The organism is Endozoicomonas sp. ONNA1 (assembly GCF_024606325.1).
In the GTDB taxonomy this organism is placed as follows: domain Bacteria; phylum Pseudomonadota; class Gammaproteobacteria; order Pseudomonadales; family Endozoicomonadaceae; genus Endozoicomonas_A.
Genome location: NZ_JAHHPN010000145.1, coordinates 1 through 1,821 on the forward strand (window position 1 = coordinate 1; position 1,821 = coordinate 1,821).

Here is a 1,821-nt window from a genome sequence, read left to right on the forward strand (position 1 = left end):
GCCCATCGGCACAAAGCAATATAGCAACCGTGATGTCCCGGTTGTTACCTGTTGCGCCCTCATTGACCAGGTAAATAATACGAAAAGGCTTCCTTACCAATTGCCGATATTCAGTATTCCCGAACCGGGTCAGTTCCGGAACTATGGCACCTTTATAGGGCTGCTCCCTGAGGCTTTGCAAGGCGGTATTAAAAGTCTGCCTTAATTTCACTGCCCGGGGGTTGCCAAAGTGGTCTCTGGTGTAGGTGACAATATCCAGTATGTCCCGTCGGGCATCCTGAGTGAGAATAACTTTTGTCACGATTACTCCCCTGTGCTGTTTTGTGATTCTTCACCATTGTTATGGTCCCGGTTATTATCAGGAGCGTCATCCATCAGGAGTTGATCAATATCAGCCATTACACTGTCTGCCGTAACGGTGTGATGGTCGGCCAGCTGACGTTTTCCCAGGGCCAGCAGTTTTAACAGGGCGATATCTTCCTGCAATGCTTCATAACTGTGGATATCCTGAATAACAGCTTTAGCTTCACCGTTCTGGGTGATCACCAGCGGCTCCCGGCTTTCTTGCAGCTGGTTTAGTACCTCGGCTGCGTTGGCTTTCAGGTAGCTGATGGGCTTGACTTGTTGTGAGAGTTTCATCCTGAATTGCCTCCATGAGACTTAATTAAGACCTTATATAGTCTAGCTGGTTTACTATCATACACAAACCTTTTGGGCTGGTTTTAGCATTAACCGCCCTGCCTTTTCTATTGAGCCCTGAAAGATACTGTTCCTATCCTCTTATTCCTTTAGTGATTTCCAATGACCAGAAAATACTTCGGTACCGACGGCATCCGTGGCCGTGTCGGTCAATTTCCTATTACCCCTGATTTTGTCCAGAAACTGGGCTGGGCTGCCGGGCGTGTACTAAAGCGCGAGGGCAATAACCGGGTGTTGATCGGTAAAGATACCCGAATCTCCGGCTATATGTTCGAGTCGGCTTTAGAAGCCGGGCTTTCGGCGGCGGGGATGGATGTGTATTTGTTAGGCCCAATGCCTACGCCAGCTGTCGCTTACCTGACCCATACCTACAACGCCAGTGCCGGTATTGTGATCAGTGCTTCCCATAACCCCTATTACGACAACGGTATTAAGTTCTTCTGCGGTGAAGGGCTAAAGCTTCCCGATTCCGTGGAGCGGCAGATTGAAGCAATGCTGGAAGAACCGTTCAGCTGTGTGCCCTGCAATGAGTTAGGTAAGGCTCGCCGTATTAATGATGCGGCTGGTCGCTACATCGAGTTTTGCAAAAGTACCGTACAACCAAGGCTGAATCTGCATGGTCTGAAGATTGTGGTGGATGCCTCCAACGGCGCCTGTTACAAGGTGGGGCCTGCGGTATTTGCTGAGTTGGGGGCTGAGGTGATCAGCACCTGTATTGAGCCCAACGGCACCAATATTAATGACGGTTTGGGTTCCACCTGTATTAACCATTTGCAGCAGCAGGTGCTGGAACATCATGCAGATCTGGGCATTGCCTTTGATGGCGATGGTGACCGGCTGATTATGGTGGATGGCAATGGCGACGAGCTGGACGGTGATGAGCTGCTGTTTATTATGGCCTGCTCACTGCAAGACCGTGGTCTGTTGCAGGGCGGTGTGGTGGGCACGGTGATGTCCAACCTGGGGATGGAGCACGCCCTGGCCCAGCGCAATATTCCGTTTACCCGTGCAGCGGTGGGCGACCGTTATGTTAATGAGTTGCTGCTGGCCAATGGCTGGTATCTGGGTGGAGAATCCTCCGGCCATCTGATCTGCCGACAGGTGACCACAACGGGTGATGGT

The 1,821-nt window shown here is 51.2% G+C and carries 3 protein-coding genes; 1 reads left to right on the plus strand and 2 read right to left on the minus strand.

Going from position 1 to position 1,821, the window contains the following annotated elements; genetic code table 11:
• Together KDK19_RS03440 and KDK19_RS03445 are read right to left on the minus strand one after the other, a co-directional pair.
• Positions 1–301 (minus strand): type II toxin-antitoxin system RelE/ParE family toxin (locus tag KDK19_RS03440; RefSeq protein WP_257291337.1); only part of this gene is annotated, 301 nt, incomplete at its 3' end.
• Positions 302–303: 2 nt separating this feature from the next.
• Positions 304–639 carry a type II toxin-antitoxin system Phd/YefM family antitoxin gene (locus KDK19_RS03445; RefSeq protein WP_257252408.1) on the minus strand — a complete coding sequence of 112 codons (336 nt, stop codon included), beginning with the start codon at positions 637–639 and terminating at the stop codon, positions 304–306.
• Positions 640–801: 162 nt separating this feature from the next.
• Here KDK19_RS03445 and glmM point away from each other — a divergent pair.
• The coding region (glmM, locus tag KDK19_RS03450; RefSeq protein WP_257291338.1) for a phosphoglucosamine mutase at positions 802–1,821 on the plus strand (1,020 nt) is incomplete at its 3' end.

Bases quoted from the DNA above. Each gene is read 5' to 3' on its own strand.
- KDK19_RS03445 (WP_257252408.1), bottom strand. From the start codon at position 639: ATGAAACTCTCACAACAAGTCAAGCCCATCAGCTACCTGAAAGCCAAC.